This is a genomic window from Segniliparus rugosus ATCC BAA-974 (assembly GCF_000185725.2).
GTDB classification, from domain to species: Bacteria; Actinomycetota; Actinomycetes; order Mycobacteriales; family Mycobacteriaceae; genus Segniliparus; species Segniliparus rugosus.
Genome location: NZ_KI391953.1, coordinates 1,983,346 through 2,007,506, shown reverse-complemented (window position 1 = coordinate 2,007,506; position 24,161 = coordinate 1,983,346). Strand labels below are relative to the sequence as shown.

At 70.3% G+C, this 24,161-nt stretch carries 26 protein-coding genes, 1 tRNA gene and 1 pseudogene; 7 read left to right on the top strand and 21 right to left on the bottom strand.

Annotation, left to right across the window (positions count from 1 at the left end):
• The first annotated feature begins 5 nt into the window (after positions 1-5).
• Positions 6-1,250, top strand: a complete 1,245-nt coding sequence (locus HMPREF9336_RS09880) for a cytochrome P450 family protein (protein ID WP_007471378.1) — start codon at positions 6-8, stop codon at positions 1,248-1,250.
• On the opposite strand, the gene HMPREF9336_RS09875 is transcribed toward HMPREF9336_RS09880, so the two are convergent.
• Both HMPREF9336_RS09875 and HMPREF9336_RS09870 read right to left on the bottom strand, forming a co-directional pair.
• Positions 1,237-1,953, bottom strand: coding sequence for an aspartate/glutamate racemase family protein (locus tag HMPREF9336_RS09875; protein ID WP_007471376.1), 717 nt, complete (start codon positions 1,951-1,953; stop codon positions 1,237-1,239). The two genes, HMPREF9336_RS09880 and HMPREF9336_RS09875, sit on opposite strands and share 14 nt — an antisense overlap.
• Before the next feature lie 14 nt (positions 1,954-1,967).
• A tRNA-Leu gene (locus tag HMPREF9336_RS09870) sits at positions 1,968-2,048 on the bottom strand.
• Between the two features lie 113 nt (positions 2,049-2,161).
• On the opposite strand from HMPREF9336_RS09870, the gene HMPREF9336_RS19250 reads away from it, so the two are divergent.
• The 3 genes from HMPREF9336_RS19250 to HMPREF9336_RS09855 all read left to right on the top strand — a co-directional run bounded on the left by HMPREF9336_RS19250 (position 2,162) and on the right by HMPREF9336_RS09855 (position 3,707).
• On the top strand, positions 2,162-2,569 hold the full coding sequence (locus tag HMPREF9336_RS19250) for a hypothetical protein (protein WP_007471374.1): 408 nt from the start codon (positions 2,162-2,164) through the stop codon (positions 2,567-2,569).
• On the top strand, positions 2,566-2,937 hold the full coding sequence (locus tag HMPREF9336_RS09860) for a DUF3817 domain-containing protein (protein WP_007471372.1): 372 nt from the start codon (positions 2,566-2,568) through the stop codon (positions 2,935-2,937). The genes HMPREF9336_RS19250 and HMPREF9336_RS09860 overlap by 4 nt, the downstream gene beginning before the upstream one ends.
• A gap of 98 nt (positions 2,938-3,035) precedes the next feature.
• Positions 3,036-3,707 (top strand): LpqN/LpqT family lipoprotein, encoded by a 672-nt coding sequence (locus HMPREF9336_RS09855; protein ID WP_244431622.1) that lies wholly within the window; start codon positions 3,036-3,038, stop codon positions 3,705-3,707.
• 10 nt (positions 3,708-3,717) lie between these two features.
• Here HMPREF9336_RS09855 and HMPREF9336_RS09850 read toward each other — a convergent pair whose 3' ends face one another.
• From HMPREF9336_RS09850 to clpS, 7 genes are all read right to left on the bottom strand, one after another.
• On the bottom strand, positions 3,718-4,323 hold the full coding sequence (locus tag HMPREF9336_RS09850) for a non-canonical purine NTP pyrophosphatase (protein WP_007471368.1): 606 nt from the start codon (positions 4,321-4,323) through the stop codon (positions 3,718-3,720).
• Positions 4,316-5,101 carry a ribonuclease PH gene (gene rph / locus HMPREF9336_RS09845; RefSeq protein ID WP_007471366.1) on the bottom strand — a complete coding sequence of 262 codons (786 nt, stop codon included), beginning with the start codon at positions 5,099-5,101 and terminating at the stop codon, positions 4,316-4,318. Before rph ends, HMPREF9336_RS09850 begins: the two co-directional genes overlap by 8 nt.
• A 23-nt stretch (positions 5,102-5,124) precedes the next feature.
• Positions 5,125-5,922: a cyclic nucleotide-degrading phosphodiesterase gene (locus HMPREF9336_RS09840; RefSeq protein WP_007471364.1), complete on the bottom strand. Its 798-nt coding sequence runs from the start codon at positions 5,920-5,922 to the stop codon at positions 5,125-5,127.
• Positions 5,923-5,940: 18 nt separating this feature from the next.
• Entirely contained in the window at positions 5,941-6,804 is an 864-nt protein-coding gene (gene murI / locus HMPREF9336_RS09835) for a glutamate racemase (RefSeq protein WP_007471362.1), read from the bottom strand.
• 49 nt (positions 6,805-6,853) lie between these two features.
• Positions 6,854-7,903 carry a P1 family peptidase gene (locus tag HMPREF9336_RS09830; RefSeq protein ID WP_021030446.1) on the bottom strand — a complete coding sequence of 350 codons (1,050 nt, stop codon included), beginning with the start codon at positions 7,901-7,903 and terminating at the stop codon, positions 6,854-6,856.
• A 76-nt stretch (positions 7,904-7,979) separates the two neighbouring features.
• A complete protein-coding gene (locus HMPREF9336_RS09825; RefSeq protein WP_007471358.1) occupies positions 7,980-8,576 on the bottom strand; it encodes a DUF2017 domain-containing protein in 597 nt (198 codons plus the stop codon).
• Positions 8,577-8,608: 32 nt separating this feature from the next.
• Positions 8,609-8,884, bottom strand: a complete 276-nt coding sequence (gene clpS / locus HMPREF9336_RS09820) for an ATP-dependent Clp protease adapter ClpS (protein ID WP_244431650.1) — start codon at positions 8,882-8,884, stop codon at positions 8,609-8,611.
• 82 nt (positions 8,885-8,966) lie between these two features.
• Between clpS and HMPREF9336_RS09815 the strand changes: the two genes are divergently transcribed.
• Entirely contained in the window at positions 8,967-10,301 is a 1,335-nt protein-coding gene (locus HMPREF9336_RS09815) for a nicotinate phosphoribosyltransferase (protein WP_021030445.1), read from the top strand.
• Positions 10,302-10,308: 7 nt separating this feature from the next.
• Here HMPREF9336_RS09815 and HMPREF9336_RS09810 read toward each other — a convergent pair whose 3' ends face one another.
• From HMPREF9336_RS09810 to HMPREF9336_RS09785, 6 genes are all read right to left on the bottom strand, one after another.
• Complete coding sequence (locus HMPREF9336_RS09810; protein ID WP_156920332.1) at positions 10,309-11,142, bottom strand: hypothetical protein; 834 nt, start codon at positions 11,140-11,142, stop codon at positions 10,309-10,311.
• 98 nt (positions 11,143-11,240) lie between these two features.
• Positions 11,241-12,008 carry an RDD family protein gene (locus HMPREF9336_RS09805; protein ID WP_007471353.1) on the bottom strand — a complete coding sequence of 256 codons (768 nt, stop codon included), beginning with the start codon at positions 12,006-12,008 and terminating at the stop codon, positions 11,241-11,243.
• A gap of 146 nt (positions 12,009-12,154) precedes the next feature.
• Complete coding sequence (era, locus tag HMPREF9336_RS09800; protein WP_021030444.1) at positions 12,155-13,093, bottom strand: GTPase Era; 939 nt, start codon at positions 13,091-13,093, stop codon at positions 12,155-12,157.
• Positions 13,090-14,430, bottom strand: a complete 1,341-nt coding sequence (locus tag HMPREF9336_RS09795) for a hemolysin family protein (protein ID WP_021030443.1) — start codon at positions 14,428-14,430, stop codon at positions 13,090-13,092. The genes era and HMPREF9336_RS09795 overlap by 4 nt, the downstream gene beginning before the upstream one ends.
• 3 nt (positions 14,431-14,433) lie before the next feature.
• Complete coding sequence (ybeY, locus tag HMPREF9336_RS09790) at positions 14,434-14,976, bottom strand: rRNA maturation RNase YbeY (RefSeq protein ID WP_007471348.1); 543 nt, start codon at positions 14,974-14,976, stop codon at positions 14,434-14,436.
• On the bottom strand, positions 14,973-16,007 hold the full coding sequence (locus HMPREF9336_RS09785) for a PhoH family protein (RefSeq protein ID WP_040584754.1): 1,035 nt from the start codon (positions 16,005-16,007) through the stop codon (positions 14,973-14,975). The genes ybeY and HMPREF9336_RS09785 overlap by 4 nt, the downstream gene beginning before the upstream one ends.
• A gap of 336 nt (positions 16,008-16,343) precedes the next feature.
• On the opposite strand from HMPREF9336_RS09785, the gene HMPREF9336_RS09780 reads away from it, so the two are divergent.
• Positions 16,344-17,510, top strand: a complete 1,167-nt coding sequence (locus tag HMPREF9336_RS09780; RefSeq protein WP_007471344.1) for an LLM class flavin-dependent oxidoreductase — start codon at positions 16,344-16,346, stop codon at positions 17,508-17,510.
• Positions 17,511-17,572: 62 nt separating this feature from the next.
• Positions 17,573-18,382 carry an HAD family hydrolase gene (locus tag HMPREF9336_RS09775; RefSeq protein WP_007471343.1) on the top strand — a complete coding sequence of 270 codons (810 nt, stop codon included), beginning with the start codon at positions 17,573-17,575 and terminating at the stop codon, positions 18,380-18,382.
• Between the two features lie 46 nt (positions 18,383-18,428).
• Here the strand turns inward: HMPREF9336_RS09775 and HMPREF9336_RS09770 are convergent, their stop codons facing one another.
• From HMPREF9336_RS09770 to purN, 6 genes and pseudogenes are all read right to left on the bottom strand, one after another.
• Entirely contained in the window at positions 18,429-19,370 is a 942-nt protein-coding gene (locus HMPREF9336_RS09770) for a Ppx/GppA phosphatase family protein (protein WP_007471342.1), read from the bottom strand.
• Positions 19,363-19,926 carry a DUF501 domain-containing protein gene (locus tag HMPREF9336_RS09765; protein ID WP_007471341.1) on the bottom strand — a complete coding sequence of 188 codons (564 nt, stop codon included), beginning with the start codon at positions 19,924-19,926 and terminating at the stop codon, positions 19,363-19,365. Before HMPREF9336_RS09765 ends, HMPREF9336_RS09770 begins: the two co-directional genes overlap by 8 nt.
• Positions 19,927-19,976: 50 nt before the next feature.
• Positions 19,977-20,348, bottom strand: coding sequence for an FtsB family cell division protein (locus tag HMPREF9336_RS09760; RefSeq protein ID WP_051357200.1), 372 nt, complete (start codon positions 20,346-20,348; stop codon positions 19,977-19,979).
• Between the two features lie 10 nt (positions 20,349-20,358).
• Positions 20,359-21,643 (bottom strand): annotated as a pseudogene (eno, locus tag HMPREF9336_RS09755) (phosphopyruvate hydratase).
• Between the two features lie 336 nt (positions 21,644-21,979).
• Complete coding sequence (gene purH / locus HMPREF9336_RS09750) at positions 21,980-23,533, bottom strand: bifunctional phosphoribosylaminoimidazolecarboxamide formyltransferase/IMP cyclohydrolase (protein WP_007471339.1); 1,554 nt, start codon at positions 23,531-23,533, stop codon at positions 21,980-21,982.
• Positions 23,530-24,159, bottom strand: a complete 630-nt coding sequence (gene purN / locus HMPREF9336_RS09745) for a phosphoribosylglycinamide formyltransferase (RefSeq protein WP_007471338.1) — start codon at positions 24,157-24,159, stop codon at positions 23,530-23,532. Before purN ends, purH begins: the two co-directional genes overlap by 4 nt.
• Positions 24,160-24,161: the final 2 nt, after the last annotated feature.

Genomic DNA, 24,161 nt, shown 5'->3' with positions numbered 1-24,161 from the left:
GGCGCATGCCTTACGAAACGATCGCCGTCACCCCCGACTTCATCGCAGACCCGTGGCCGACCTACGAGCGGCTGCGCGGCAAGGGGCCGGTGCACAAGATCGCGACTCCAGGAGGGATCACCGCGTGGCTGGTCATCGACTACGACCTCGCCAAACGCGCGCTCACCGACCCCGCCTTCAGCAAAGACCTCGCCGCGCGCCTGAAAATCATCGACCGCCTGCTCGGCCACCAGCCGTCCGACGAGCCGGTCCGCCCCGCGCTCTTGGGGCTCGACCCGCCCGAACACACCCGGCTGCGCAAACTCGCCGCGAAGGCTTTCACCGCCCACGCGAGCGCGACGTGGCGGCCGAGGGTGGAGGAGATCGTCGCGGGCCTGGTCCAAACGCTGCGCGACGCGCCGGGGCCGGTGGACCTCGTCGCGCAGTACGCCTACCCCCTCCCGGTCGCCGTGATCTCCGAGCTCCTCGGGGTCCCAGAGGCGGACCGGGGCAAATTCGGCGCGTGGAGCAGGGAGATCATGGACTTCCAAACCCCGGGCAGAGAAGGCGCGGCGGAAGTGGCCAACAAGGAGTTCCGAGCATTCGTCCGACAGCTCGTGGCCGCCAAACGCGCGCAGCCCGGTCCGGGCGACCTGCTGGACGACCTGATCGCCGCGACCGAAGATCCCCCGCTCGCAGAGCTCGCGGGAGGCGCCCCCAGCGACCGGCTCACCGACGAGGAGCTGTTCTCCATGATCATCATCCTCCTCATCGCCGGGCACGAGACCACCGTCAACCTCATCTCCACAGCGACCGCCCTCGTCGCGAACGACGACGGGCTGCGCGAGCGCGTGCTCACGCGCCCGGAGAGCGTCCCCGCGCTGATCGAAGAGACCTTGCGCTTCGACGGCCCGGCTACCGTCGCCACGATGCGGCACACCGTCGCCCCGGTCCTGCTCGGCGATGTCGAGATCCAGGCGGGCGAGCTGGTCATCGTCGGCCTCGGCGCGGCGAACCGCGACCCGGCGAAATACCCCGAACCCGGCCGCTTCGACCCCGACCGGTCCACCTCGGGCCATCTCGGCTTCGGGCACGGCGTCCATTTCTGCCTCGGGGCTGCGCTGGCCCGCATCGAGGGGGAAGTCGCCGTCCGCGAACTCTTTCGAGCCTTCCCCGGCCTCGTCCTCGCCGAGCAGGAGCCCCGCTGGCGCCCCAGCTTCCTGCGCGGCCGGCTCGCGCTGCCCGCCCGGCTGACGGCTACGCCCCGCTGATCGGCCAGCCCGGCCTGCGTTTCTCGCGCGGCGGGGCGTAGCTGCCCCGTTTGCTCGTCGCGAGCCCGAGATCGACTAGGGATTCGGCCAGCTTCACCGCGGCGGCGACCCCGTCCACCACCGGCACGTCCACCCGCTCGGCCACCGCTTCGGCCAACGCGGCCATGCCCGCACAACCCAGCACGAGCACTTCCGCGCCCCGCTCGAGCACGCGCACCGCAGCGGCGAGGACCGCGTCCACGGCGGCTCCGCCCTCCAGCTCCAGCACGCCCAGATCCGCCGCGACGATCCCGGCGCACCGGTCCAAGAGGCCCGCGACGCGCAGGCTGTCCTCGATCTGGCCCACCGCGCGGGCCAACGTGGTCACCACGCCGTAGGAGCGCCCGAGGAGCATCGCGACCTGCGCCGCGGCTTCGGTGATGTCCACAACGGGCACCTCGAGCAGCTCGCGCGCCCCCTCCCTGCCGTGCTCGCCGAAGCCAGCCATGACCAGGGCGTCGAAGGGGAATCCCACCGTGTGCAACCGGTCGAGCACGGCGGCGGCGGTCACGAAGCTGTCGTAGTAGCCCTCCGCCGACTCCGGCCCCCACAGCGGCTGGAGCGCGCTGATCTGCGTCTCGGGGCGCGCCGCCGCGCGCGCCTGCGCGCCGATGGCCTCGGTCATCGCCGCAGAGGTGTTGCAGTTCATCACGACGATGCGCATAGCGACAGTCTATGTGCGTGAGGCGGGACTCGAACCCGCACGTCGAGGACACCAGAACCTAAATCTGGCGCGTATACCAATTTCGCCACTCACGCTCGCCGGTCCAGGTTAACATCCGAAGCGCCAAGAGCGGCTGCGTCGCATCGGGCTCCCCGCGCCTGGTCCCTCGGCGCGGTCCCCCGTGTTCCGCACCCAGTACAGTGGTCGTATGTCCGCCGAGGAGAACCCGGGCCCCAAGCGCCTGGCCCACCATCCGGCGATGCTCGTGCTCACGTTCGCCGCGGCCTGCGCCTGCCTGCTGCTCGGGTGGTGGCAATGGAACCGGTTCCACCAGGCGGGCGGCACGTTCCAGAACCTCGGCTACGCGCTGCAATGGCCGCTTTTCGCGGTCTTCACAGTCTACGGCTACGTCCGCTTCTTCGGCTTGCTCAAACAGAGCCGCGAAGGCAGGGATGTCACCGCCGCGTCCCGCGAGTCCTCCGCGATGCCGCCGCTCCCCGAGCGCGAGGGCTCCGACGAGCTCGCCGGACCCAGGCATCGCGGGCTCGCCGCCTACAACGCCATGCTCGCCGACCTCGCCGAGCAGCAACCGCCTGCCGAAAGGAGCAGCCGATGACCGAGCCGAAGACCGCGCGCCGGTACACCCCGGCACAGATTCTGGCCGCCTTGCGCCGATTCCGAGTGATGGCATGGGCGACCGGCCTGTGGCTGCTCGTGCTCACCGCCGAGGTCGTCTACCACTACCTGGTGATCCCCAACTTCGGCGGGGAGCGGCCCGACTGGGCGAAGTACATCGGCACCGCCCACGGCTGGTTCTACTTCGTCTACCTCATCACCGCGCTGGACCTCTCGCTCAAAGCCAGGTTCGAGCCAAAGCGCCTGCTCGTCACCCTCATCGCGGGCACAGTGCCGTTCCTCTCCTTCTTCATCGAGCGCAAACGCACCCGCGAAGTCCATGCGGAACTCTCCGAAGCCCAGAGCTGAAGCAGTGTGCGATCATGGCATCCATGGGAACACCGCGTTCTTCTTTTCCGGGTGGCAGGCTCCGGCTTGGGTTCGCAATCGTCATGCTCGTCCTCGGGATGTCAGTCAGTGCGGCCTGCACGAAAACCGTCCACGGGAAGGCGTCTCTGCCGCAGAACAACACCGATCTGGCGCATGATCCGCAAATCACGAACATCGGCGTGGACACCCCGGTCTCCACGCGCAAAGAGGGGTCATCGAGCAGCGCTGGCGGCTCGGACGCGACGGGGAGCGACCTCAGCGATTATTTGAGCGAGAAAAGGGTCGCCGTCGCCCCCGTCTCTGCGGGGCAAGGGCTGACCGTCTCCGTCCGGACCCCGAGCGGCTGGAAACCGTCGCAGACCAACGGAGCCTCGCAGCAGGTGTCGATCGTGCTCCCCTCGGACGACGGCGTGTACGCGCTCATGACGGTCGACGTGTACCGGCTGTCGCAGACCCCGCCGACGGCAGAGCTGATCGCCGCCGCGAAGAACTCCATCAACGCCGCGGGCAACCTCCAGACGCCGAACGACACCCCTTACCAGGGGAACCCGTCGACCGCGGGCATCGTGACAGTCACGACGAAAAAAGGCAGCCGCGTCGTCGAGGTCATCCGCTACACCTTCGTCCAGGACGCGTCCCCGTCCACGACCTACCTCGTGGAAAGCGTGATCGTGTGCGGCACCAACAACTGGGAATCGATGCGCAACGACCTGCTGCGCCTCGACAGCAGCATGAGCTTCGACAACTGACCGTCTCCGGTCAGCGCAGAGCCGCGAGGTGCGGGAGCATCTCGGCGAGCGCTCTGCCCCGATGGCTGAGCGCGTCTTTCTCCAAGGGCTCCAGCTGCGCCGCCGTGCGCCCTCGCGCGTCGTCCGGCAGAAAGACCGGGTCGTAGCCGAAGCCGCCTGAGCCGGAAGCCGCCTCGGCCACCGCGCCAGCCCATTCCCCTCTCGTGAGGATTTCCGGGCCGTCGGGAACCACAAGGGCGCAGACCGAGACGAACCGGGCCCTTCGCTTGTCCGGCGCAAAGTCCTGCATCTGCTCCAGCAGAAGCTCCCGGTTCGCCTCGTCGCCGGCCCGTGCGCCCGCCCACCGCGCCGAAAGGACCCCCGGCATGCCGCACAGCGAGTCGACCGCGAAACCGGAGTCGTCTGCCAGCGTCGCCAGCCCGGTCGCGAACGCGCCCGCCCTCGCCTTGATCAGCGCGTTCTCCTCGAAGCTGGTCCCCGTCTCCGCGGGCAGCTCGTACGCGGCGACATCGCCGAGCCCGAGCACCGCGAGCCCGCCGACCCCAGCCCTCTCCAGGATCCGGCGCAACTCGGCGAGCTTCTTCGCGTTGCCCGACGCGACCAGTACCTCAGCCACCGAAGGCTTTCTTCTTGCCCCCAGAGGGCGGCTCGGGCAACGTTCCCGGATACGGCAGCGCAAGCGCCTCGCGCTGCGCCACCACAAGCTGTTCGATCCCCGCGAAAGCGAGGTCGAGCAGCTTGTCGAGCGTCTTGCGGTGGAAGGTCGCGCCCTCGGCGGTGCCCTGCACCTCCACCAAGGTGCCGGTGTCCGTCGCGACGACGTTCATGTCCACCTCGGCGCGGGAGTCCTCCTCGTAGGGCAGGTCGAGGCGCACCCGTCCGTCCACCAGGCCCACCGACACCGCGGCGATGGCGCAGGAGATCGGCTGCGGGTCGGCGAGCCTGCCGCTCGCGGCGAGCCAGGTCACCGCGTCGGAGAGCGCGACGAACGCGCCCGTGATCGCGGCGGTCCGAGTGCCGCCGTCCGCCTGCAGCACGTCGCAGTCCACCGAGATGGTGTTCTCGCCCAGCGCCGCCAGGTCGATGCAGGCCCGCAGCGACCTGCCGATCAGCCTGCTGATCTCCTGGGTTCGCCCGCCCAGCTTGCCGCGCACGGACTCGCGGTCGTTGCGCGTGGCCGTCGCGGCGGGCAGCATCGCGTATTCCGCCGTCAGCCAGCCCTCGCCGGTGCCCTTGCGCCATCTGGGCACGCCCTCGGTGACGCTCGCCGCGCAGAACACTCTGGTCTGCCCGAACTCCACGAGCACAGAGCCCGGCGGGTTTCCGGTGAATCCCCTGGTGATCTTCACCGGGCGCATTTCGTCGTCGTGGCGGCCGTCGAGGCGTGTGGTCATGCCTACCACCCTATCGGTCGCGCTCAGCGGGTCTGACGGCGCACGGCGCTGCCGCTTTTGGCCACGTCGAAGCTCTCGTCCGCGCGCACCGCCCGCACCGGGCCGTTGAACGCCGCGCGGGCTTCGGCCAGCACGTCCTCGCGCGAGGTCCACGGCGGAATGTGGGTGAGCAGCAGCTCGCCCACCCCGGCGCGGCGGGCGATCTCCCCCGCCTCAGTGCCGGAGAGGTGCACGCCGACCGGGCGGTTGTCCGGGTCGTGGGTCCACGAGGCCTCGCAGAGGAAGACGTCGGCCCCCTGCGCCAGCTCCTCGACCGCCTGGCACACCCCGGTGTCGCCGCTGTAGGCCAGCACCGCCCCCGAGGAGTCGACGATCCGGAGGCCGTAGGAAGTCGGCGGGTGGAAGACCCGGAACGGGGTCACGGAAAGCTCCCCGAACTTCACCGGCTCGCGCTCGGCCCAGGCATGGGCCTCCAACGTGTCGGAGATGTCGTCGCACTGCCCGCCGACTTCCGCCGAGGCGACGCCGAGCCGCAGCGCGGCGTCGGCGGGGCCGTAGAGCAGCGCCCGCTCCCCGACCGCGTCGGGGCCGTAGCGCCGCCACACCAGCAGGCCCGGAATGTCCAGGCAGTGGTCGGCGTGCAGATGCGACAGGAGCACTGTCACATCGTTCGGATTGGCATGCCGCTGCAAAGCCCCCAACACGCCGCCGCCGAAGTCCACGACGAGCGGCGGAGCGTCCGGAGCTGTCACCAAGTAGCCAGAGGCTGGCGAGTCCGGACCCGTGACGCTGCCGGTGCAGCCGAGAACGGTGAGACGCACCTGACTATCTTCCCATGGTCATCCAACCGCTGCGCGCCGGGTCCAATCCTGCTCCGCGCCGTCCGCGTCCTCGGCCCCCGTCGGGCCCGCCGCGAGGAGACGGCCCCCGAGGAGGTCGCCCGCCCATTGGAACAGCCGGTCCGACTGTCCGGTCTGCGTCACCAGCACTGGGGCCGGAGCCCCCGCGCCGGGCCGGGAGACCCCCTCCGCCGCGAGAATCCGCGCCACGTCTTTCGCCGTCTCCTCCGAGGGGGACACCAGCCGCACGCCCGGACCCATGACCTCCCCGATCAACTCGGCGAGCAACGGGTAGTGCGTGCAGCCGAGCACGAGCACGTCGACGTCGGCGGCTTCGAGCGGCGCGAGGTACTCGCGCGCCAGCGCCTCCAAGCGCGGCCCGGAGACGACGCCCCGCTCGATGAAGTCGACGAACTGCGGGCACGGGGCGGAGACGATGCGCGTGTGCGGCGCGACGGCGGCGAACGAGTCCTCGTACGCGCGGGACGCGATGGTGATCCGCGTGCCGATCACGCCGATCCGACCGGTCCGGGTCGCGGCCAGCGCGCTGCGCACAGCGGGCAGCACCACCTCCACCACCGGGACCGGGTACCGCTCGCGCGCGTCGGCGAGGCAGGCCACCGAGGCCGAGTTGCACGCGATGACGAGCATCTTGACGCCCTCCTCGACCAAGGAGTCCAACACCGCCAAGGCGTGCTTGCGCACTTGCGCGACGGACTGGGGGCCGTAGGGCTGGTGCGCCGAGTCCGCGACGTAGCGCATCTCCTCGTTCGGCAACAGCTCCGCGATGGCCCGCGCGACGGTGAGGCCGCCGACTCCGGAGTCGAAAACTCCGATCGGAGCTTCGGACTTCGCGCGGCGCATAGGTGCCAACCTTAGCAGAACGCCAAGGAGAAAGAGGGGAACTCGCTGTTCACAGCGGATTTCTCGGGTCGGTCAGGCTGCTGTGGGAAGGGTACCCGCCGAGCGAGGTCGCCGAGACGACCGCGTCCACGATCGCCCGCTCCACGCACTCCGCCGCCGCTTCGCACAGCTCGCTGAGCACGGCCAGCTCCAGGAGCGGGTCGAAGGCGCGGGGCCCTTTCCCCGTCGACAAGGCGAAGATCGCGTCGCCGTCGAACGGCCCGTGCGCCGGGCGCACCGCGCGCGCCAGCCCGTCCTGCGCCGCGCCCGCGAGGCGCAGGCACGCCTCTCTGGAGAGCGCCACGTCCACGGCCACCACGCCGATGGTCGTGTTGAACCCGATGCGCTGCTGCTCGGCTTTGGCGCGCTCCCGCTCGGCGAGCACCGCCAACGTCTCCTCCGTCAAAGCAGGGAACGTCCGCCTCGCCACCGGGAACGCCGCCTCGCCCCACAGCCTGCCGGTCAGCGGATCGTAGACCGATCCCGCCGAGTTCGCCGCCACAATCGCGCCGACCCGAGCCCCCTGCGCGGCCCCCGCGCGCACGACCGCGCTCGCGGTGCCGATCCCTCCTTTGAGCTGTCCCGCGGTCGCCCCCGTCCCCGCGCCGACCGTCCCGGTGGCGAACGCCTCGCCAGCCGCCTTGGCCGCGCGGTAGCCGAAGTCCGCGTCCGGGCGCGCCGACCACGCCCCGAGCGGCAAGTCGAAGAGCACTGCGGCCGGCACGATCGGCACGACCCCGCCCCAATCCGGGGCCGTGACGCCGTGGCCGCGCTCCTCAAGCCACCGCATCGTCCCGTCCGCCGAGGCCAACCCGTACGCGCTGCCGCCGGAGAGGACCACTGCGTGGGCCTGCGTCACGGATTTGCCCGGCGAGAGCGCGTCGGTCTCGCGCGTCCCCGGAGCCCCGCCCCGCACGTCCACAGCGGCGACAGCGCCCTCTGGGACGAGCACCGCCGTTGTGCCCGTGGCCCAGCCCGAGTCCAAATCCACGCGGTGATGGTGCCCGACCAGCACGCCCGCGACATCGGTGATCCGGTCGCCCGCGACACTCTCTGCCATCCCCCGAGCCTATCGCCGCCATGAGCACGGAGGCGGCAGGGGTGCGCGAGGCGCGATGGAACACCGCAGACCGAGGCTACCGCGTCAGGGCGATCAGGAGCGACTCCTGCAGGACCGTCAGCCAGTGGTACACCCCGAGCTGCGCCGCGTGGGGATGTCCGGGCGGGAGCTGTTCGGGGGTGTCCGGGGTAATGTCGAGGATCGAGCCGAGCGTCAGACGCAGATCGTTCAAAGCAGCGACCCAGGATCGCGCCTCGTCCATAGAGAGGACCGCTTCCCCGGCGTGCTCGGGCAGGCTCGCCGCGAAGACCCTGCCGAAGCCCTCCTTGGCTTCGAGCACTTCCGGCTCGTGCAAGCTGCGCATCGCCGAGTTCAGCTCGCGCGTCTCCCGCTCCTCGCGTCCGTCCCCGTCGTCCGGACGGTGCATGTCCGGGAGGAGCCTGCGCAGCGCCACCCCGGTCGGCGGCTCGGCGTGGCCGATTCTGATGCCGGTGAGCTCGGACAGCTCGTCGGAGGGCTCGCTCTGCCGGCGCTCGGCGAACCAGCCGAGGACCGAGCGCGACAACGCGCGCAGCACCTGCAGCTCGTGCTCGGCGAACTGGATCCTGATCTGTTGCCCGTCGCCGGAGTCGGTCCGCCGCCACGGCCCGACCCGGATCTCACCTCTGGCCATGACTTCTTTCCACAGTGGTCGTGCTTCCCGTCCTATTTGCCTTGTTGCATCGTGGCCCACAATCCGGCTTGCTGCAGCTTCACGACGTCGGTCTCCACCTTCTCCCGAGAGCCGGAGGAGACCACCGCCTTGCCGTCATTGTGCACTCGCAGCATAAGCTCGGTCGCTTTCGCCTCGCTGTAGCCGAACACGGTCTGGAAGACGTACGTCACGTATCGCATGAGGTTGACAGGGTCGTCCCAAACGATGGTCATCCAGGGCAGATCCGGTTCGGCCGAGCTGTCCGCCGCCTGCTCTTCCCCTGGCAGCCGGAGCGGAGCCTCCCGCAGCGGGGCCTCCGTCGCCAGGGTCGTTGTCGCCGCGTTTCTCACTCTTCTAGGGTAATCGACTATGACGATCCCCGCCGATGCCCCGTTCCTCGGAGGCGCCCCGAGCACGGCCTTGCTCACCGACCACTACGAGCTGACCATGCTCCAGGCCGCCTTGGCCGACGGCTCGGCGGAACGAGCCTGCGTGTTCGAGGTCTTCTCCCGCCGCCTCCCAGAGGGCAGGCGCTACGGCGTGGTGGCAGGGACCGGCAGGTTCCTCGAAGCGCTGGCCGAGTTCCGGTTCGGCGAGGCGGAGCTGGCGGTGGTGGAACCCTTCTTGAACGCGCAGACGCTGGACTGGCTGCGAGGCTTCCGGTTCGGCGGCGACGTCGACGGGTACCCCGAAGGCGAGCTGTATTTCCCGAATTCGCCGATCCTGTCGGTCCGGGGCGGCTTCGCCGAATGCGTCGTCCTTGAGACCTTGATCCTCTCCGTGTTCAACCACGACAGCGCCATCGCTGCGGCCGCCGCGCGCATGGCGGGGGCGAGCGGCGGGCGGCCGCTCGTGGAGATGGGCACCCGCCGCACGCACGAGCAGGCCGCCGTCGCCAGCGCGAGGGCCGCATGGATCGCGGGCTTCGCGGCCACCTCGAACCTCTCCGCCGCCCGCCGTTACGGCATCCCCACCACCGGCACCTCCGCGCACGCCTTCACCCTCGTGCACACCACCGCCGACGGGCCGGACGAGCTGGGAGCCTTCCAAGCGCAGGTGGCGGCCCTCGGCAAGGGCACGACGCTCCTCGTGGACACCTACGACATCGCGGCAGGGGTGCGCAACGCCGTCGCGGCGGCGGGGCCCGAACTCGGCGCGGTGCGGATCGACTCCGGCGACCTCGGGGTCATGGCCCGCAAGGTCCGCGCGCAGCTGGACTCGCTCGGCGCGCCGAACGCGAAGATCGTCGTCTCCGGGGATCTGGACGAGTACGCCATCGCGGCGCTGCGCGCCGAGCCGATCGACGTCTTCGGCGTGGGCACCTCGCTCGTCTCCGGGTCGGGGGCTCCGACCGCGGGGATGGTGTACAAGCTCGTCGAAGTGGAAGGCGTGCCGGTGGCGAAACGTTCGGCCAGCAAGCAGACCATCGGCGGGGCGAAAGCCGCGTGGCGGGTCAGCCGTCCTTCCGGAGTCTACGTCGAAGAGCTCACCTGCCCCTTCGGCGGCGAGGCTCCTCGGGCCGAGGAGCCCGGCCTGACCGTCGAGCCGCTGCTCGTCCCGCTCGTGCGCGAGGGCGGGCTCGTCTCGGACGAGCGGCTCGACGAAGCCCGCGCCCGCGTGGCAGACGGGCTCGCGCGGCTGCCGTGGGAAGGACTCTCCCTCTCCCCCGGCGACCCCGCGCTCGCCGTGCGCCACGTGCGCTGAGCCCCGCTCAGCCGAGGCCGAACTTGTCGATGACCCGGTCGATCTGCGGCCCGAAGATCATGCCGCGCTCGTTGGTGACCCGCACAAGCTCCAGCAAGATCGGGCCCATCTGCGGCGCGAGCGCTGCTTCCGCCGCTTCGCCCGCGAACGCGGACGACTCGACGAACCCGAGGGCGATCAGGCCGCGCACCGCGTCCGTCCCGTCTCGGAAGTCCTGCTCGATCCGCTCAAGGAGCCGGCGCGCCGGCTCGGTCCCGATTTCCGCCATGACCCACCTCGCCACGTCGGCCAGAATCAAATACGTGCCCATGGGGTACCCGTCGCCCTGCTCGGCTTCCTCGTCGATCAGCGCCTGCACCGCCGGTTCGAATTCGCCGAGCCTTCGGACGAAAAGCTCCCCCTCGGCCCGCTCCCGGCGTTCGACCTCCGCTTTCTCCTGCTCGTCGAGTTTGCAGAAGCCGCCGTCCGGGACCGCGCCCGAAGCCGCCATATCCCTGGAGGTCAGCCACCCGAGCTCGCCGAGCAGCGGAGTCCCGCCGCTCGTGACGAGCCACGCCCGGATCTTTTTCAGCCAGGCCGAACGGCCCCGCCGCCAGACCTCGAACCGCCACCCGCCCTCGTCCTCGACAAGGTCGCCGACGACCACGCCCCGCTCGAAAAGCTGCTCGAGCAGGCACTCGCCCAATGCCATGCTCTCCCGCAGCCCTCGCGCCAGCCCCCGTTCGCGCTGGATGCTCGCCACGTCGTGGTAAAGCACGGAGATGGGGATCCAATCCCTGCTGGCCCGCTCGACGAAATATGCGAGGCTTTCGTCGAACTCGCCGCCAGCTTGATCATCCACAGCCACGACGCTAGCAAACAACGCCGGACTCGGCATGTCGATTTACGGGCCGACGAGCGTCTGCCGCCCGGCGGAGCCCGCCGGGCTCGGCTCCGGCTTCAGACCCGGCGCACCCACGTGGTCTCGGTGAGCCGGTCGGTCCAGTCCCGCTTGAGCCGGGTGGGGTCCCAGAGCGCGGAGAGATACGTGAGCGGGGCGAGCGCCACGCCCGCGAACGGGACCAGCAGCGCCGCCGAGGGCAAGAGCTGGCGGAAGATCGACGTGTTCGTGTCCATCACTTCGCCGGTGTTGTACTGCACCACGTGGAGTTTGAAGATCGAGCGCCCGATGGTGCTGCCGCCGAACTGCGTGCACAGCACCTCGTACACCAGGTTCAGCGCCACGAAGACGAGCGCGAAGGCGAGGTAGCCGCCCACGCTGAAGTCCAGCACGAGCTTGCCCTTCAAAAGGTAGGCGAGCAAGAACCACAGCCCGACCGCGATCAACGAGACGAACACGACGTCGATGGCGCGGGCGAGGATCCGCACGCCCAGCGAGGCGGAGCCTGAGTAGGCGCGCAAGCGCGGCACGTCGGCCAAAAGCGATCTCGACTGCCCGTCCGAGGCCCCGCCGAGCGGCTGCGCGGCTCCGGGGCGCGCGCCAGGGTGCGTGCTTTCGGGGCGGATGCGCATCTGCTCGAAGGGATCGTCGGACGGACCGGGCAACGGAGCCGACTGCGCGGATTCCGCAGCCCGGCGCGCCTGCGGCGGGACGGGCTGGACCGGGGCTTGCGGCCGCCCTTGGACGGGCGGGGAGGACGGCTGCGGCGCGGACGGGGCAGCGGCTTGCTCCTTGGGAATCCGCATCGCCTCAAACGGGTCGCTCACGCCCTGACCTCCTACGTCTTTTGGGCGTGTCCGCCCGATCTCAACAGAACACTATCAAACCGGCCGTGCCGAGACGAGCGAGACCAGGCCGACGTTTCCCCGCATTCGCATGGATGCGGCACGGCTCGCCAGGCGAAGGCCGGGGATTAGAAACCGAAGCGGTCGAGCTGCTTCGGATCGCGCTGCCAGTCCTTGGCCACTTTCACCCGGAGGTCCAAATGGACCCGCGTCCCGAACGCGGCCTCGATGCGCGAGCGCGCGGCGGCTCCGATCTCCCGCAGCACGGAGCCTTTCGCGCCGATCACAATCGCTTTCTGGCTGGGCCGCTCCACGTACAGGGACGCGTACACGACCCAGAGGCCCTTTTTGCGCTCGGTCTCCTCCACGACCACCATGACCGAGTGCGGCAGTTCGTCGCGCAATCGGGCGAGAGCCGCCTCGCGGACCAGCTCTGCCACCCTCGCCTCGTCCGAGTCGTCCACCACCTGGTCCGTCGGATACCACGGCGGCCCTTCCGGCATGAGCCCCACCAGCAGCTCCGTCAGCGCCGACAACTGCTCGGGGGACTGCCGGGAGACCGGCACCACCTCGTGCTCGGGGCCGAGGAGCACCGAGAGCGCGAGCAGCTGCTCCGCCGTCCGCTCCCTGCCGCGTTTGTCGATCTTGGTGACGAGGCCGATCAGTTTGGCCTTCGGAGCCTCGCGCCGCACCTGGTCGAGGATGAACCGGTCCCCCGGCCCGATCTCCTCGTCGGCGGGGACGCAGAACCCCACCACGTCCACCTCGGCGAAGGCCTGGGCCGCCGCGTCGTTGAGCCGTTCGGACAGCGCGGTGCGCGGCCGGTGCACGCCGGGGGTGTCGACGATGACGATCTGGTGCTCGGGGGCGTTGAGGATCGCCCGCACAGCGCGGCGCGTGGTCTGCGGGTGCGCGGAGGTGATCATCACCTCCGCGCCGACGAGCGCGTTGATGAGCGAGGACTTGCCGACGTTCGGCCTGCCCGCGAAACAGACGAAGCCCGAGCGGAAGCCCTCCGGGAACCTGTGCTGCACTGCGCCTCCGAATCTCGTGCGGCCCTCCGTCACGCGATCGCCTCCTTGGGGAGTTCCGCGCGGTCCGTGTCGAGCCTGCGCACCAGAACGGTGGTGATCCGCAGCCTGCCCCGCGCGTCCGGGCCGCCCTCGGCGACCAGCTCCAGCCCGTCGGTGCGCACCGTCGCGCCGGGCAGCGGCACCCTGCCGAGGCGCAGGGCGAGCAGCCCGCCGACCGTGTCCACCTCTTCCTCGTCCAGCTCCACGTCCAAGAGTTCGCCGAGGTCTTCCAGATGCACCCTGGCGGACACCCGGTACTCGTTCTGGCCGATCTTGTCGACCGGGGCGACTTCGTTCTCGTCGTACTCGTCGACGATCTCCCCCACGATCTCCTCGAGCACGTCCTCGATGGTGACCAGCCCGGCGATGCCGCCGTACTCGTCCACCAAGAGGGCCATGTGGTTGCGGGTCCGCTGCATCTCCTCCAGCAGCTTGTCCAGCGGCTTGGAGTCCGGGACGAAGGTGGCGGCGCGCATGAACTCGCAGACCGGAGCCGCCTGGCCGTCTTTGCCCCGCAGCTCGCCGTCCGCGCTCTGGATCGTGTGCTCCACCAAGTCTTTCAGATAGGCCACCCCGACCACGTCGTCCACCGTCTCGCCGATGACCGGGATCCGCGAATGGCCGCTGCGCACCGCGAGCGAGATCGCCTGCGCCGCCGTCTTGTCCGCCTCGATCCACACCATGTCCGGGCGGGGCACCATGATCTCCCTCGCCGTCGTGTCCCCGAGCTCGAAGACCGACTGGATCATCCGGCGCTCCTCGTCGGCCACCACGCCGCGCTCCTTCGCGAGGTCCACCAGCTCGCGCAGCTCGATCTCCGAGGCGAACGGCCCCTCGCGGAACCCCTTCCCCGGCGTGATGGCGTTGCCGACGAGGATGAGCAGCTTCGAGACGGGGCTGAGGAGGCTGCTGATCATGCGCAACGGGATGGCCGAGGCGATCGCGATCTCGTAGGCGTGCTGTCGGCCGACGGTGCGCGGGCCCACGCCGATGAGCACGTAGCTGACCAGCACCATCACGGCGGCGGCGACGGCGAGGCTCGGGCCGAAGCTGAAGAATTCCCTGGTCACAGCGACGACGAGCGCGGTGGCCGTGATCTCGAAGGCGAGCCGCAGCAGCACGAGCAGGTTCACGTACCGCGCCCGGTCCGCGATGATCGGCAGCAGCCGGACGGCCCCTGGGCGCTCCCCCGCGGCGAGGTCCTCGACCCTGGCCGCGGAGATCGAGTTGATCGCGGCGTCCACGCTCGCGAACACGCCGGCGAGGCAGGCGCATCCGAGCCCTCCGACGACGAGGCCAAGCACGGAGGCTACCGAGTCAGAAGCGCTCACCGCTCAGTCGCCGCCCTCGCCGTCCAAACCGACGCTGCGCAGCAACTTCGCGTCCCTCCTGCCGAGCGCTTCCGCCTTGGCCTGCGCCTTCGCGTTCGCGTACCAACGCTCCACCAGCTTGCCCTGCAAGCCGAACATCTCGGCCTCCTCCTCCGGCTCGGCGTGGTCGTAGCCGAGGATGTGCAGCACGCCGTGCACGGTCAAGACGATCAGCTCGTGCTCCGTGCTGTGCCCGGCGGCCTCGGCCTGCTCGGCGGCGACCTCCGGGCACAGCACGATGTCGCCGAGGAGGGTCTGCGCCGCCTCGACCGCGTCGGGACGGCCGTCCGGCTCGGCGTCGTCCATGGGGAACGAGAGCACGTCGGTCGGCCCCGGCAGGTTCATCCACTGCTGGTGCAGGTGCGCCATTGTGCTCGTGTCCACCAAGAGCATGGACAACTCCGCGGCGGGGTTGACCCGCATTTGGTCCAGGGCGAACTGCGCCACATGGATCAGCATGCCCTCCGGGGCCGCCAGGCCCGACTCGTTGGCCAGCTCCACGCTCATCTGGGCTCCCCCTTCGTCCGCGCCTGGCCGCTCTGCGCGCGCCGCGACTCCTCGTCCGCCTCCGCGCGCTCGTACGCCTGGACGATCTGCGCGACCAAGCGGTGGCGCACCACGTCGGCGTTGGTGAGGTTCACGACCGCGATGTCGTCGACCTCGCGCAAGAGGCTGGTCGCCTGGGCGAGCCCGCTGCGCCGCCCGTGCGGCAGGTCGCCCTGGGAGAGGTCGCCGGTGACGACCATCTTCGAGCCGAACCCGAGCCTGGTGAGGAACATCTTCATCTGCTCGGCGGTCGTGTTCTGCGCCTCGTCGAGGATGATGAAGCTGTCGTTGAGGGTGCGCCCGCGCATGTACGCGAGCGGCAGCACCTCGATGACCTCGGTCTCCAGCAGCTTCGCGGCGGTCTCCGGGGCCATCATCTCGCGCAGCGCGTCGTACAGGGGGCGCAGGTAGGGGTCGATCTTCTGGTGCAGCGTCCCCGGCAAGAAGCCGAGGTGCTCCCCCGCCTCCACCACCGGGCGGGTGAGCACGATGCGGCGCACCTGCTTGGACTCCAGCGCCTGCACCGCCTTCGCCATGGCGAGATAGGTCTTCCCGGTGCCCGCGGGCCCGGAGCCGAACACGATGGTGTGGGCGTCGATGGCGGCGACGTACTGCTTCTGGCCGAGCGTCTTCGGCCGGATCGTCTTGCCATTGCGCGAGAGCACGCCGTGCCCGAAGACTTGGGCGGGCGACTCGTCGGTGACCGTCTGAAGGCGCGCGGCCTGGCGGACCGTCTCCGGGGTGAGCGCGCCGCTGCGCTCTGCGAGCTCCACCAGCTCGTTGACCACGCTCTCCGCGCGGGCCACGGCCTCCGGGGCTCCGGTCAAGGAGATCACGTCGCCTCTGGCGTGGAAGTCGACCGGCAGGATTTGTTCGAGCGCCCGCAGATTCGCGTCCATCGACCCGAGCAGCAGCAGCATGGTCTTCGGCTCGACGCTGATCCGGCGGCGGACTGGCCTCGTTTCGCCGGGTTCGGTGGGGATCGCCGCCAAGACTGGGCGGACAGTCGCCGCTTCCCGAGAAGTTTCTTCCCGATGGGCTTCGCGGGGGTCCCTGGTCACAGGGCCGCTCCGCTGCTGGGGTCGTCTTTCCTCTGGTGGATCGTGTTCTCCTGGTCGCTCTGTCGCTCTTTCGGGATATGCCGGAAAGTCTACCGTCTGCCGTGCGGATTGGCCAGCGCGTTCCCCTCCCGAGCAGCCGCGACCCCGGACCGCCGGGAACGCGGCGATTGCGACGAGCGCGGCAATCACCGAGAAAGAAATCGAAACGCCAGCCCGTGGGAGCCTCGGCCGGATCGCGCCCGGCGCGCTCGCCGCGTTCTGGCTAGCATGCGCGGGGTGACCTCCCGACCTCCGCTCTCCTTCCACTGGTTCCTGCCCACATACGGCGACTCGCGCGGCCTCATCGCCGGAGGCCATGGCACCCATATGTCCGGCGACCGCCCCGCGACGCTGCGCTACCTCAAGCAGATCAGCCTCGCGGCTGAGGAGAACGGCTTCGAGGCGGTGCTCACCCCGACCGGCGCGTGGTGCGAGGACGCGTGGCTCACCACGGCCCTGTTGGTGGAGTCCACCGAGACCCTCAAATTCCTCGTCGCGTTCCGCCCCGGCCTGATCAGCCCGACGCTTGCCGCGCAGATGGCCGCCACCTACCAGTGGCATTCCGGAGGCCGGCTCCTGCTCAACGTCGTCACCGGCGGCGAGGCGCACGAGCAGCAGGCATACGGCGACTTCCTGCCGAAGGCCGAGCGCTACGAGCGGTGCGCGGAATTCCTCGACGTGGTGCGCAGGCTGTGGACCTCCCACGAGCCGGTGAGCCTGGACGGCACGCACGTGCGCGTCCACGAGGCGCTGCTCGCCCGCAGGCCCGACCCGGTCCCGCCCGTGTTCTTCGGCGGCTCCTCCCCCGAAGCGGGCCGAGTCGCCGCCGCCCACGCGGACACCTACCTCACCTGGGGCGAGCCGCTGGACGCGGTGCGCGAGAAGATCGACTGGATCCGCTCGCTCGCGGCGGAGCGGGGCCGCGAGCTGACCTACGGCCTGCGCATCCACGTCATCTCCCGCGACACCAGCGAGCAGGCCTGGGCCGAAGCCGCCCGCCTCTTGGCCGGCGTCGACCCCGCCGACGTCGCACGGGTGCAGCAGAACCTCGCCCGCAGCGAGTCCGAGGGACAACGCCGCATGCTCGCCCTGCACGGGGGCAGCGCCGACAACCTCGAAATCTCCCCCAACCTCTGGGCGGGGGTCGGCCTGGTCCGGGGCGGCGCGGGCACGGCGCTGGTCGGCTCGCACGCCGAGGTCGCCGACCGCATCGCCGAGTACGCGGACCTCGGGATCGACCACTTCATCCTCTCGGGCTATCCGCACGTCGAGGAGGCCTACTGGTTCGGCGAAGGCGTGCTGCCGATCCTCGCCGACCGGGGCTTGTGGCGGAGCCCGAACCGAGGCGAAGCCGCAGCGTCAGGCGTCACAGCGTTCGTCGGCTCGAGAGGCTGATCACAGCCCGTGATGATCAAGGGAAGGTGCGTCGGCCACATGGGGACGTTATTCTGAAAGATATGTCCCAACTGGCGGCTTTCTTCGACCTCGACCGCACGCTCATCGCGAAATCGAGCTCGCTCGCCTTTGGCCGCCCCTTCTACGAGCAGGGGCTCGTCGGCCGACGCGCTGTCTTGAAAAGCAGCTACGCGCAGTTCCTCTTCCAGCTCTCCGGGGCCGACCACCAGCAGATGGACCGGCTCCGCAAGCACCTCGCGGACATGTGCACGGGTTGGGACGTCGCCGAAGTGCGGGCCGTGGTGGCGGAGACTCTGCGCGACATCGTCGAACCGATGGTGTTCTCCGAGGCGACCGAGCTGATCGCCGCGCACAAAGCGCGCGGGCACCGCGTCGTCATCGTCTCCGCTTCGGGGCAGGAGGTCGTCGAGCCCATCGCCAAACTGCTGGGGGCCGACCACTCCATGGCGACGCAGATGACCGTCAAGGACGGCAAGTACACCGGCGAGGTGGACTTCTACTGCTTCGGCGAGGGCAAAGTCGAGGCGATGGAGGCATTGGCGCAGCAAGAGGGCCTCGACCTCGCGGGCAGCTACGCCTACGCGGACTCCATCACCGATCTTCCGATGCTCGCCGCGGTCGGGAACCCGACAGCCGTCAACCCCGACCGGGCGCTGCGCAAGGCCGCGGGCAAGCGGAACTGGCCGGTGCTCTCCTTCTCCCGTCCGGTGTCGCTGCGGGCGCGGATCCTCTCCCGCACGGCGCAACAGTTGCCGAAGGGACGCGCCGCGCTGATCTCCGCCGCGGGTTCGCTCACGGCGGCGGTCGCGGGCACGATCACCTACATCGCCCTCACCCGCAAGCGGAGCTGATAACGCGAGGAGGCGCACGAGCGCCCAGCCGCGGCTCGGATCGCCGCTACAAACCCAGCAGCACTCCGTCGAGGATGTCTTCCTCCCGCACCAAAAACTCAGTGATCCCCGCGCGCTCGCGCAGGTAGAGCCCGACCTCCGCGAGAATCCATGCGCCGCAGGGGATGACCTGCGCCCGACCGGGGTCCATCGGCCCGAGCGCGGTCCGCTCGGCGAGGGTCATCGAGCTGAGCAGACCCGCCGTCGTCACGACCTGGGAGACCGACACCCGCTCGCGCGAGAGAAGGCCCGGCTCCAACGCCGTGTGGCCCAGCGCGATGGCCGCGACGGTCAGCGCGGTGCCCGCAACCGCGACCGCCGTGCGGACCTGCGTGAGACCGGCGGGCTCGTTCGCGTGGAGCAGATCCCTCGCGTAGGCGCGCGCCCCCGCGAGGTCGGCCTCCGCCGGCGGGTCGGCGCTCACGAACCGCTCGGTGAGCCGGACGCACCCCATCGCCAGCGACACCGTCCCCGCCGCCTCGGACGCAGAGCCGACCGCGAGTTCCGTCGAGCCACCCCCGACGTCCACGACGACATAGGGCCCCGGAGCCGCTATGCCTCCCGTGGCCCCCACGAAGCTCAGCTGCGCCTCTTCTCGTCCGCTGATCACCCGGACATCCGGGTCGGGACACACCCCGCCGAGCACGGCCCGCGCCCGATCCAGGAACTCGTCCGCGTTCCGCGCGTCACGCGAGGCCGACGTGGCGACCATCGCCGCGCTCTCGACGCCGGCCTCCCGCATCAAGCCCGCGTAGTCCGCCAAAGCGGCCAACGACCGCTCCATCGACTCGGCGGCGATCCTGCCGGTCTTGTCCACGCCCCTGCCCAGTCCGACGATCCGCGTCTCGCGGCGCACGACCCGCACGCCGTCCGGTCCGACCTCGCCGATCAAAAGCCGCAGCGAATTCGTCCCGCAATCGACGGCTCCCAGCATCCGGGCCTCAGACATGCACGGCCGCCAGCTGCTCTGCCACATCGGGCCATGTCGAAAGCGACGGCCACTCCTGCGGCCAGGCGCCTTTCTGGCGCTCCCCCGCGACGCGGACGCCCAGCGCCACGGCGATGTCGCCGACCGGGTTGAGCCCCGGCCCCTCCGACAGCGAGTGCGCGATCAGGGCGTGCAGGCACTTCACCCGGTCCGGCATGCCGCCCGCGCTGAACGTGCCCTCCAGCCGCGACGTGCCCGCGCGGTCGGCCGCTTCGTCCCGTTTCGCGAGGAACGCCTCATGCGCCCTCCGATACCCCTCGGCCAGCGCCGGGTCCGAGGCCAATGCCTTGGCCAGAATCGCCATCGTGCCCACCGACTCGAACCGGCCCGCTGTGGCGGTGAGCCTGGGGTCCGTCAAGTAGTACAGCGTCGGGAACGGCGTGCCGTCCGGAAGCCGAGGGCTCGTGAGCACCACGCCAGGGCTGCCGTCCGGGCACCGGTAGGACACTTCGAGGACTCCGCGCGGCACGCGCCCGAGCTGCTCCGCGATGACGGCGAGGTCTTCTTCAGAAACCATAAACGCGACCACCTCAACAAAAACAAGCTTGATCGGTCAAAACCCGGCCATCACGAGGAGGGGACGGTGATGGAGGACCATACTTGCCCGTACCACGGGCCCTCTTTCTTGCGCTCGGCGGCAGCCGGGACGGACTGCTGCTCGCCGTGCGACGGGAGCATCACCTGGACCGGGGTCTCCCCTGGGAAGACGTAGCCCATGCCTCTGGCCTGGATGATCTCGTTCGCGTTCGAGTCGCGACGCGCCCGCTGGTACCGCAGTGTGTCGATGGCCGCCTGCTTCTGGCGCTCTTGCGACGCGAGCTGGGCCATCTCATGCTGCTGGGTGAGGTACACCCGCAACGGCCCGGCCAACGTCAGCGCGAGCCCGCAGACGACCAGCGCGAGCACCACGGCCCGGCGGGCGAACATCGCTTGGAACATGCGGCCTCTCTCACGCCTTCTCGAAGCGGGGGAAGGCAAGCTCCCCCGCGTACCTCGCCGCGTCGCCGACGGCCCTCTTCGATGCGCAACAGCTGGTTGTACTTCGCGACGCGCTCGCTGCGCGCCGGGGCCCCGGTCTTGATCTGGCCCGAGGAGGTCGCGACGGCGAGGTCCGCGATGGTGGTGTCCTCGGTCTCGCCGGAACGGTGGCTCATCATGGTCTTGTAGCCGCTGGTCTGCGCGAGGGTGACCGCGTCGAAGGTCTCGGTGAGCGAGCCGATCTGGTTCACCTTCACCAAAAGCGCGTTGCCCGCGCCCTTGATGATGCCCTCTTCGAGCCGCTCGGGGTTGGTGACGAACAGGTCGTCGCCGACCAGCTGCACCTTCGAGCCGATGCGCTCGGTCAGCGCGACCCAGCCGTCCCAGTCGTCCTCGGCGAGCGGGTCCTCGATGGACACCAGCGGATAGTCGGCGAGCAGGCTCTCGTAGAAGTCGCCCAGCTCCTCGGCCTGGCGGATCTTGCCCTCGAACTTGTAGCCCTCGCCCTTCGCGAAGAACTCCGTCGCGGCGACGTCCAGCGCGAGCGCCACGTCCGAGCCGAGCTTGAGGCCGGTCGCGCTGATCGCGGCGTCGATCAGGTCGAGCGCCTCGCGCGTCCCGGCCACCTGCGGGGCGAAACCGCCCTCGTCGCCGAGCCCGGTCGCAAGGCCGCGCTTCTTCAGCTCCGCCTTCAAGGCGTGGTACACCTCGACGCCCCAGCGCAACGCGTCCTTGAAGTTCGGCGCGCCGATCGGGGCGATCATGAACTCCTGCACGTCCACGCCGGTGTCGGCGTGCGCGCCGCCGTTGAGGATGTTGAGCATCGGCACGGGGAGGATGTGCGCGGTCGGGCCGCCGAGGTAGCGGTAGAGCGGCAGGCCGACCGAGTTGGCCGCCGCCTTCGCCACCGCGAGGGAGACGCCGAGCACCGCGTTCGCGCCGAGCCGGGACTTAGCCGGGGTGCCGTCCGCGTCGATGAGCGCCTGGTCCACCAGACGCTGGTCCTCCGCCTCGAAGCCCGCGACGGCGGGGCCGAGCTCGCGGATCACCGCTTCGACCGCCTTCTGCACGCCCTTGCCGCCGTAACGCGGCCCGCCGTCGCGCAGCTCCACCGCCTCGTGCTCGCCAGTGGACGCCCCGGACGGGACCGCGGCCCGTCCCGCGCTGCCGTCTTCGAGCAGCACCTCGACTTCGACCGTCGGGTTGCCCCGAGAGTCGAGGATCTCCCGCGCGTGAACGTCCTCAATGCTCGCCATCGGCGGCCTCTCCTTCTTCGTCGTTGCGCCAGCCCACTCGTCTCGGGCTGACGGTCCTTAGCCTAGCGGCTCCTTGCGCCGCCGCCTCCCTCACATCGCCGATGGACGCGCGATCCGCCAGGATCCGCGCCCTCGGAGCGAGCCAGGTCACACGGCGCGAACGACAGAACCACAGCGCAGCGCCGAGAACGCCGCGAGGCGCCGCGCAGACCCCGCCTGGGGAGCCCTGCGCGGATGTATCGCAAGGCCGCAGGCGACGTGGCGTACGAACAAGCGAGGAACGAGCGGGTACGCGAGAAGCCGAGAACGCCGCGAGGCGCCGCGCAGACCCCAGGACTAATGCGAGAAGTGGCGGACGTCCGTCAGATAGAGCGTCACACCCGCCTTCTCCGCGGCCTCGATGACCTCGCCGTCGCGCACCGAGCCGCCAGGGGCGACGATCGCCTTGGCTCCCGCTTCGGCGAGGACTTCGAGCCCGTCCGGGAACGGGAAGAACGCGTCCGAAGCCCCGACTGCCCCGCGCGAGCGCTCCCCCGCGCGAGCCACTGCGAGCCGCGCAGAGTCCACGCGGTTCACCTGGCCCATGCCGACTCCGACCGTGGCGAGGTCGCGCGCGAGCACGATGGCGTTGGATTTGACCGAGCGGCACGCCCGCCACGCGAAGGCGAGGTCGGCGAGCGTCGCCGCGACGGCGGGCTCGCCCGCCGCGAGCCGCCAGGCGGACGGGGAGTCCCCCGGCGCGCCGAGGTCGTCGTACTGCTGTAAGAGCGCCCCGCCGGGGATCGGCCTGAGCTGCCAGCCCGGACGAGGCACCTCGGGGACGACGATGAGCCGGATGCTGGGCTTGCGGGAGAGGATCTCCCGCGCCGCCGGGGCGAAGCCGGTGGCGACCACCACTTCCGTGAAAATCTCGGCGATCTGCCCCGCCAGCGCCTCGTCCACCTCGCGGTTGACCGCGATCACCCCGCCGAACGCGCTCACCGGGTCGCAGGCGTGCGCCTTGCGATGAGCCTCGGCGACCGTCTCGCCCACCGCGATCCCGCACGGGTTGGCGTGCTTGATGATCGCGACCGCCGGGCCCTCGTGCTCTCCTGCCGCGCGGAGCGCAGCTTCCGCGTCGGTGAAGTTGTTGTAGCTCATCTGCTTGCCGTGCAGCTGCTCGGCCTGCGCGAGCCCGGAGCGCGCGGTCGCGTTCACGTACAGCGCGGCGCGCTGGTGCGGGTTCTCCCCGTACCGGAGCACATCCGCGCGGCGCAACGTGAGGCTCGCCCATGCGGGCGGCTCGTCCCCGGACTCTTGCGCGGAGAACCAGTTCGCGATCGCGGAGTCGTACTCGGCTGTGTGCTGGAAGGCGAGCTGGGCCAGCTGCCGCCGCCTCGCCAGGTCGAACCCGCCCGCGTCCACTGCGGCGAGCACTTCGTCGTAGAGCCCTGGATCGACCACGACGGCCACGCTCGGATGGTTCTTCGCGGCGGCCCGCACCATCGAAGGGCCGCCGATGTCGATCTGCTCGACGCACTCCTCGAACCCCGCCCCGGAGGCGACGGTGGCCGAGAACGGGTAGAGGTTCACCACGACCAGGTCGAACGGTTCGATCCCGAGCTGCTCCAGCTGCTCGAGGTGGGCGGCGAGCCTGGTGTCGGCGAGCACGCCCGCGTGCACCTTCGGGTGCAGCGTCTTGACCCTGCCGTCGAGGACTTCGGGGAAGCCGGTGAGCTCTTCGACCCGTTGGACCGCGACGCCCGCGCCCTCGATGAGGGCGGCCGTCGAGCCGGTGGCGACCAACGACACCCCGCGCTGCGCGAGGCCGGCCGCGAACTCTGCGATCCCACGCTTGTCCGAAACGCTCACCAGCGCCCGGCGGATCCCCCGCCGCTCAACGTCCGTCAACGATCCAGCTCCTTCCGATGTGCCGGCGCGACCGCGCCGGTGATAAGCCCTGCCACGGTTTGTGGCAAAAGCCGCCGTTCGACTTCTTTGATCCGCTCGTGCAACGTTTCTTCGGTGTCCCTCGCCAGCACCGGGACAGGCTCCTGCGCGAGGATCGGCCCGGTGTCCACGCCGTAGTCCACCAGGTGCACCGTCGTCCCGGTCACCCGCACGCCGTAGGCGAGGGCGTCCCGCACCGCGTGCGCGCCGGGGAACGAGGGCAGCAGCGCGGGGTGCGAGTTCACGATCCGGTCGGGGAAGCGGTCGACGAAGACCTTCGCGAGCACCCGCATGAACCCCGCGCAGACCACCACGTCCGGGCTTGTCGAAGCCACGGCGCGGGTGAGCGCTTTGTCCCAGGAGGCGCGGTCCGGCCTCGCCCTCGGATCCACCCGCTGCACCGGAACCCCCGCGTCACTGGCGATGGACTCCGCGAGACAGGCCCGGTCCGCGACGAGGCCGACCACCTGGCCGGGAAAGCCATCGGCCGACGCGGCTTCAAGGAGGGATCTGAAGAGACTGCCGGTCCCAGAGGCGAGGACAGCGATACGCGCTGATCGAGGAATCTCGGAACCTTCATGGGTCACCA

Bases quoted from the DNA above. Each gene is read 5' to 3' on its own strand.
- HMPREF9336_RS09880 (WP_007471378.1), top strand. From the start codon at position 6: ATGCCTTACGAAACGATCGCCGTCACCCCCGACTTCATCGCAGACCCG.
- HMPREF9336_RS09875 (WP_007471376.1), bottom strand. From the start codon at position 1,953: ATGCGCATCGTCGTGATGAACTGCAACACCTCTGCGGCGATGACCGAG.
- HMPREF9336_RS19250 (WP_007471374.1), top strand. From the start codon at position 2,162: ATGTCCGCCGAGGAGAACCCGGGCCCCAAGCGCCTGGCCCACCATCCG.
- HMPREF9336_RS09860 (WP_007471372.1), top strand. From the start codon at position 2,566: ATGACCGAGCCGAAGACCGCGCGCCGGTACACCCCGGCACAGATTCTG.
- HMPREF9336_RS09855 (WP_244431622.1), top strand. From the start codon at position 3,036: ATGTCAGTCAGTGCGGCCTGCACGAAAACCGTCCACGGGAAGGCGTCT.
- rph (WP_007471366.1), bottom strand. From the start codon at position 5,101: ATGACCACACGCCTCGACGGCCGCCACGACGACGAAATGCGCCCGGTG.
- murI (WP_007471362.1), bottom strand. From the start codon at position 6,804: ATGCGCCGCGCGAAGTCCGAAGCTCCGATCGGAGTTTTCGACTCCGGA.
- HMPREF9336_RS09830 (WP_021030446.1), bottom strand. From the start codon at position 7,903: ATGGCAGAGAGTGTCGCGGGCGACCGGATCACCGATGTCGCGGGCGTG.
- HMPREF9336_RS09825 (WP_007471358.1), bottom strand. From the start codon at position 8,576: ATGGCCAGAGGTGAGATCCGGGTCGGGCCGTGGCGGCGGACCGACTCC.
- HMPREF9336_RS09815 (WP_021030445.1), top strand. From the start codon at position 8,967: ATGACGATCCCCGCCGATGCCCCGTTCCTCGGAGGCGCCCCGAGCACG.
- ybeY (WP_007471348.1), bottom strand. From the start codon at position 14,976: ATGAGCGTGGAGCTGGCCAACGAGTCGGGCCTGGCGGCCCCGGAGGGC.
- HMPREF9336_RS09780 (WP_007471344.1), top strand. From the start codon at position 16,344: ATGCGCGGGGTGACCTCCCGACCTCCGCTCTCCTTCCACTGGTTCCTG.
- HMPREF9336_RS09775 (WP_007471343.1), top strand. From the start codon at position 17,573: ATGTCCCAACTGGCGGCTTTCTTCGACCTCGACCGCACGCTCATCGCG.
- HMPREF9336_RS09770 (WP_007471342.1), bottom strand. From the start codon at position 19,370: ATGTCTGAGGCCCGGATGCTGGGAGCCGTCGATTGCGGGACGAATTCG.
- HMPREF9336_RS09765 (WP_007471341.1), bottom strand. From the start codon at position 19,926: ATGGTTTCTGAAGAAGACCTCGCCGTCATCGCGGAGCAGCTCGGGCGC.
- HMPREF9336_RS09760 (WP_051357200.1), bottom strand. From the start codon at position 20,348: ATGTTCCAAGCGATGTTCGCCCGCCGGGCCGTGGTGCTCGCGCTGGTC.